Genomic DNA, 6092 nt, shown 5'->3' with positions numbered 1-6092 from the left:
AAGAATTAACTGTAATTGGGATCCGCTTTCGCTGATCTTATAATTACTTTTTCATTACATCAAAAGAACGTTTGAACCGAAGTTCAATGATCTGTTTTTCAGATTTTTATTCCGATAAACTCTTTTGTTTATCGCTACTTCTTTTCAGAAGCTAGTGCAAAGGTAAGAACTTTTTGTTTTAACTTCCAAATCTTTTTTCAAAAATTTTTGAAGTTTTTTTTTCGTTGATTTTCTCAACGCTCAACACTCTGAATTTTCAACTTCAAAAGAGAAGTTTCAAAAGCCTTTCGTTAAAGGCGAGTGCAAAGGTAAGAAGAGAAATTTAATTTGCAATGCTTATTTTGTTTTGTTTAGAAACTTAATTTTCCATTGCTTTAATCAACTTAGAAACAAATTATTATGCTTCCTAAAAGTCTTCTTTTACATCATGTTTTTTCCTCAGCCGTTTGCTGAAGGGAGTGCAAAGGTAATAGGATGTTTTTTAAATGCAATAACTTCTATAAAAAATTACATTAAATAAACGCAAATAAAAAAATGCACCTACTTTTCAGTAAGTGCATTCTTAGTATAGATCTCTAATTACTAGAGGATTATCTATGTTCTGGTCTCAATAAATCATTGACAGTTTTTACAGGAGTAAATGTAGAAACTGGTACTTCAACGAATAAAGTAGTCCAATATGCCATTGATCCGTTCCATAAACCTGGTAATTCAATCGCCTGGATTTCCTGACCATCTCTTGATTTGTGAGTAATGAAACCTGCATTTTCATTACGGAATTCCATCAAATCAAATTTATTGCCTTTATAATCCTTCACCCCACATACTAAATCTACCGGATTAAAGTGAGTGGCAGCATTTGCGATTTCTCTTCTTACAGGGTTTGCAAAGTTGATTTGAGCACTTTCTACAATCTGCAATGATCTATGCTCCCCATCTTTCAACCAGAAAGGACCACCACCTGGCTCGCCTTCATTCTTCACCATACCACAAACACGGATTGGTCTATTTAGTTTTTCAAAGAAGTACTTTTCGATTTCTTCTTTAGATAAACCACTCAATTCCTCTCCTAAGCTCCAGCCAAGACGCTTCATGCAGAATTCAATCACTTCAGAAGTTAATTCTTCACTTGATTCTCCTGCTTCATGTCTTTCTAAGAATGAGAAGATCTTCTTTTGCGTGTCAACTAAAATACTAGCTAATGCTTTTTTGTATTTGAAAGTATCTTCTTTTAATCTATCTGTTGTGACATTATCAATATTCTTGATAAAGATAAGATCAGCATCAATGTCATTTAGGTTTTCTAAGAGTGCACCGTGACCACCTGGTCTGAATAATAGTTGACCATCTTCTTTTCTGAATGGTTCATTCTGTGCTGTTGCTGCTATTGTATCTGTTGAAGACTTTTGAGTAGAGAACGAAATCTCGTACTCTGCATCATATCTCTTATTATATACTTCCTTATAAACATCTGTCAATTCTTGGAATTGATTAAGATGCTCTGGTGATACAGTGAAATGAATATTCACTTTACCATTTTTATCTTTAGCATAATTAGCTCCTTCGATCATGTGCTCCTGTACTGGAGTTCTTACCTCTCCATTGTACTTATGGAATCCAATTAATCCTTTAGGACGGTTGGCTAAGTGCAAACGGTCACTTGAGAAAGTGGCTTCAAGAATTTTCTTATATTCTTTATTTGCTACCAATACATCAAGATTACCTAACTTTTGTGCTACTTCTGAGTAGATTTCAGTGTAAAGTGGGAAGTGGATGATGTTATTGAAGAAGTCTGCTACCAAACCTTTACTCTTTTCAAGATCCGGCTCAGCAAATGAATCCTTCGCTTCTAAGTCATTTTTAAATTCAAGAAGAGCTTTAAACATACGAGTTGCAGCACCTGATGCTGGCACAAACTTAACGAGGTCTTTTCCTTCGATCGCAGAGTTGTACTCGTTTACGAAAGCTTCTATTTCGCTGTCTTGTAGTTTTATTATACCATCTCCAATTGTAGCAGGCCTAATAATGTTTGCGAATTCAAACCCTGTTCTAAAGTAATTAAGTTGTTTTTCGACTACTGCTTGAGAAATCCCTTTATTCTTCATTAATTCGAGATCCTCAGGACGAAATTCTGTTGTTATTGACATTTCTAATGTTTCCAAGGTTATAGACGGTTTTAATAAAAATAATATATAAATAATTGTTAGTATAATTTTTGGCTGTTATTCGATCTTTTAAAAAAAAGGATAAAATTTTGAACGGCACTACACTTACGTTTATTATATACAAATAAAATAAAAAACAGAATAAAAACGAAACCGATTGCACGACTTCACTAATTTTATAATTAAAATGATTACATTTTAAAATATTTGTATTTTTGGGTGCAACTAATACACAAACAGATGGATTTTTGGATTAAAAAGAGTAGCCCTGTTATCAAGTCAATTGGATTAACTTCCTTGTTATCAACACTTATGATGTTGATTTATTACTTTATAAATGACATTTCTGAAAGAATAGGTTGGAGTATTTCGGGATATGTTGACGCCATAAAGACCCCTCTTTTTTCTTTTGATAAGTGGAAAACCGCATTTAGTATACAAACCGATTCTTTTTTGGTACTGGAGCATTTTGTAGGGCAAAACATGGAATTGAAGCCAGAATATGCGCTGATTTACGGTATTTTCCTGATTATAGGGTTTTCAATTTTCCTGAGTAGTATCAGTGGACTTACAAGGATATGGCATGGGATTTCATTTGGTGTTTTTGCATTATTAATCGGGACGCTGCACTTAGAAAATCTTCAATTTTTAGCAAGCATTCATGATAAAGCCTTCACGGGAATTGTTCTAACTGTATATATATGTATCAGTTTCTATTTTCACTTCAACTCAAAGGTTTCCCTTTTCATCCGTTTCATCACTTATTTCAGTGTAAGTAGTGGTATCATTCTGCTGATCAGCACGTTCGCCAAAGATGAATACTGGTATGTAGAAAGTATTAGTTACTCGTTTTCGAGTCTTACTATTATCACCTTTCTGTTTATACTTTTTCTTGCTTTGTGTATTCCATTTGGTATACTTTATATCACTACATTTAAAAACACAGGTCAAGGTGGAGATAGTTTAAAGCATTTCTATATTTTCTATATTATATATCTGCTTAATCTGATTTATGTCTATCTCAATATTTTCCATAATATAGATTTCGGGTTCTATTACTTCCCTCCTCTTCTACTATTTGTTGTAAGTACTTTAATTGGCCTTTGGCTTATTACTCAACAAGATGAGATATTTGGGAGTATTACTCGAGAAGATTCGATTTTGTTTTGGGTATACCTTGGAGGAAGTATTGTAGCCTCATCTACATATGCATATCACCTTGCGCAATTTGACACCGCTTATGTCATGGCCATAGAAGATGCAATAGTGCTATGTTTTATTGGTTTTGGCTTTTTATTGCTCTTCTATATTTCTTACAATTTTTACGATATCATCAAACAAAACCTTCCCGTCTATAAGATTGCTTTTAAACCTCAGAATATTGATTTTCTTTCAACTTGGGGTGTTGGTCTTCTTATTACATGCGGACTGTTTTATATCAATAATTTCAGTGCTTACCGTTCTTTATGGGCTTCTTATTATAATAACCTTGGTGATGCTGAGTATTTCAATGGCAATACTTACTTGGCGGAAGAAAGGTATGGAATGTCAAAAATGTATAGTATTTGGAACCTTCATTCCAACTATATGCTAGCGAATATCGCTCAAGATAATAAGAGAGAAGATATGGCTCGTTTAGCTTATGATAAATCTTCAAAAAACGAAGGGAGTCAGCAAAGCTTTATACAGATGGCATTGATTGATTTTGACAACAAAAAATATCTTGAATCTATTATCGCTTTAAAGAAAGGACTGGACAAGTTTCCGGATTCAAAGGAGATTCATAATAACCTTGGTTTAGTGTTTTACAAAATCGGTGAAGTGGATAGTGCTTTACATTATTTGGATAAAGGAATTCAGATTTCAAATAGTGATGCTCCAATACTGGAAAGTAACTATTTGGCTATTGCCGCTTTGGGTAAATTACCAATCGATGATGACAGTAAATACTTGAAAGAGTTATCAGAATCTACTGATCTAAATCAAACTGTTAATCAACTTGCTTATTTGAATGAAAGTGAGATCAATAGTACTAGCCCGTTTTTCAATAACCTAGTGAAAGATTCTATTCTGAATGGCAATCAAATTAGTTACATCTATAATTACAGTATCAATACAATAGGCAAAGAAACTCCTTATGATTTGGATGCGGTAATTCAAGAGAAATTAAACTCAGGACTTAACTTAGAAAACAAGGAACAACTATTATTCGCCTCATTTGTCAATCACTATAATCAAAAAGCATTTTATAAAGGAAGGCATAATTTACTGGAGCTCAATGAGCGATATGGTAGAACAAACGGGTATTATTTGTTCTTGCTTGGATTGGATGCTCTGAAGAATAATCAGTTTCACTTAGCGGTTGATCAATTAAATCAAGCTTTTAAAGCTGGACAAAAAGCAGCTGCATATCCATTAGCAATGGCGTCGACTCAGTTGGATGACCGTGATTATTCAACGCAACTATGGGATTTTGTTTTCAGACTCAATATTCTTCAATCTTCGGATGTTGAGATCATCAAACACTATTTGAACAGTACTGATTTAAGAAGCAATGAGGAAAATGAGTATTACTTCCAAGTTCTTTTAAATCATAAGGATTTAAGCACAGCTCAAAAAATTGAAGAAATAAGAAGTTCGAATCATGCTGAAGACTTAATTGATGTAATTATAGATCACTATGTTTCATTGAATGAAAAGGAAGCTACTAAGGAATTTATTAATCAATTAGCCGGTTTGGAATTAAGTAATGAAGCTAAAGCAAAATGCATTGAAGCTGATTATTTATTAGGATTGAATTTGGAAAATACTTCGCTTTGGGTGGATCAATTAGACATCAATAATGTGGAAGGTAAGCTGTATAGTGATATCTTTAAGGGAACAAACTTTTTAAACCAAAAAGATCAACAGCAGTTATATTTTAATAGTGCATTTATCCAATATTACGCTGATAATTTACTGAAAGAAGAAAAAACGGAAGAGGCTTTCAAATTTGTTTCAGAGCATTTGCAGTTAAATCCTTATTCTGAAATCATTACCAATAGCTATTTGGAAACTTGTTTTTCTTTAGGTTTAAAAGATTTTGCCAATTCTAAAAAGGTGGAAGCTGAGTATTTATTGTCCGATGAAGCTGTGAAAAGAGTCAATCAGCTTTATGCTTCTCTCCTAGAAGATTACAATCAGAAAATTAACCAATGGGATACACTAACAGAATAACTTTATGTCAAAAGAAGTAATTAAAACGAAAGGCATCTCTCGAATTTACCAAATGGGTGATGAAGTGATCAAAGCCTTGAAAACCATCGATATTTCTATACAAAGAGGTGAATATGTTGCCTTTATGGGACCTTCAGGCTCTGGAAAGTCTACTTTGATGAACATCATCGGTTGTCTTGACACACCTAGTGAGGGGCAGTACTGGCTGAGCGACCAAGATGTCAGTGATATGACAGAAAATGAGCTTGCCGCAGTAAGAAATAAAGAAATCGGCTTTGTATTCCAATCGTTCAACTTACTTCCAAGATCTACTATTCTTGACAATGTAGCCTTGCCATTGGTGTATGCTGGTGTGGGAAAAGAAGAACGTCTGGAAAGAGCTCAAGCTTCACTTGATGCAGTGGGATTAGGCAATAGAGTTTCCCATAAACCTAATGAGCTTTCTGGTGGACAAAGGCAAAGAGTAGCCATTGCAAGAGCATTGGTCAACAGACCTAGTATTATCCTTGCCGATGAGCCTACAGGTGCCCTAGATACTAAAACCTCTTATGAAATTATGGCCATTTTTAATGAATTGCATCAGCAAGGCAATACCATTATCATGGTAACGCACGAAGAGGATATTGCCAATTATGCTCACAGGGTCATTAGACTAAGAGACGGATTAGTGGAGAGGGACGAAATCAATCAAAATATTACAAAAGTATGATC

At 34.1% G+C, this 6092-nt stretch carries 3 protein-coding genes; 2 read left to right on the top strand and 1 reads right to left on the bottom strand.

Features of this window, described 5'->3' with window-relative positions; translation table 11 throughout:
- Window positions 1–590: 590 nt before the first annotated feature.
- Window positions 591–2147 carry a DUF4301 family protein gene (locus HHU12_RS20770; RefSeq protein WP_169658659.1) on the bottom strand — a complete coding sequence of 519 codons (1557 nt, stop codon included), beginning with the start codon at window positions 2145–2147 and terminating at the stop codon, window positions 591–593.
- Window positions 2148–2405: 258 nt separating this feature from the next.
- Between HHU12_RS20770 and HHU12_RS20765 the strand changes: the two genes are divergently transcribed.
- Window positions 2406–5381: a tetratricopeptide repeat protein gene (locus tag HHU12_RS20765; protein ID WP_169658658.1), complete on the top strand. Its 2976-nt coding sequence runs from the start codon at window positions 2406–2408 to the stop codon at window positions 5379–5381.
- 4 nt (window positions 5382–5385) lie between these two features.
- Window positions 5386–6090 (top strand): ABC transporter ATP-binding protein, encoded by a 705-nt coding sequence (locus HHU12_RS20760; RefSeq protein WP_169658657.1) that lies wholly within the window; start codon window positions 5386–5388, stop codon window positions 6088–6090.
- Window positions 6091–6092: the final 2 nt, after the last annotated feature.

Source organism: Flammeovirga aprica JL-4, assembly GCF_012844305.1.
Classification (GTDB): domain Bacteria; phylum Bacteroidota; class Bacteroidia; order Cytophagales; family Flammeovirgaceae; genus Flammeovirga; species Flammeovirga aprica.
This window is presented reverse-complemented; position numbering and strand designations above follow the sequence as displayed.

Bases quoted from the DNA above. Each gene is read 5' to 3' on its own strand.
- HHU12_RS20765 (WP_169658658.1), top strand. From the start codon at position 2,406: ATGGATTTTTGGATTAAAAAGAGTAGCCCTGTTATCAAGTCAATTGGA.
- HHU12_RS20770 (WP_169658659.1), bottom strand. From the start codon at position 2,147: ATGTCAATAACAACAGAATTTCGTCCTGAGGATCTCGAATTAATGAAG.
- HHU12_RS20760 (WP_169658657.1), top strand. From the start codon at position 5,386: ATGTCAAAAGAAGTAATTAAAACGAAAGGCATCTCTCGAATTTACCAA.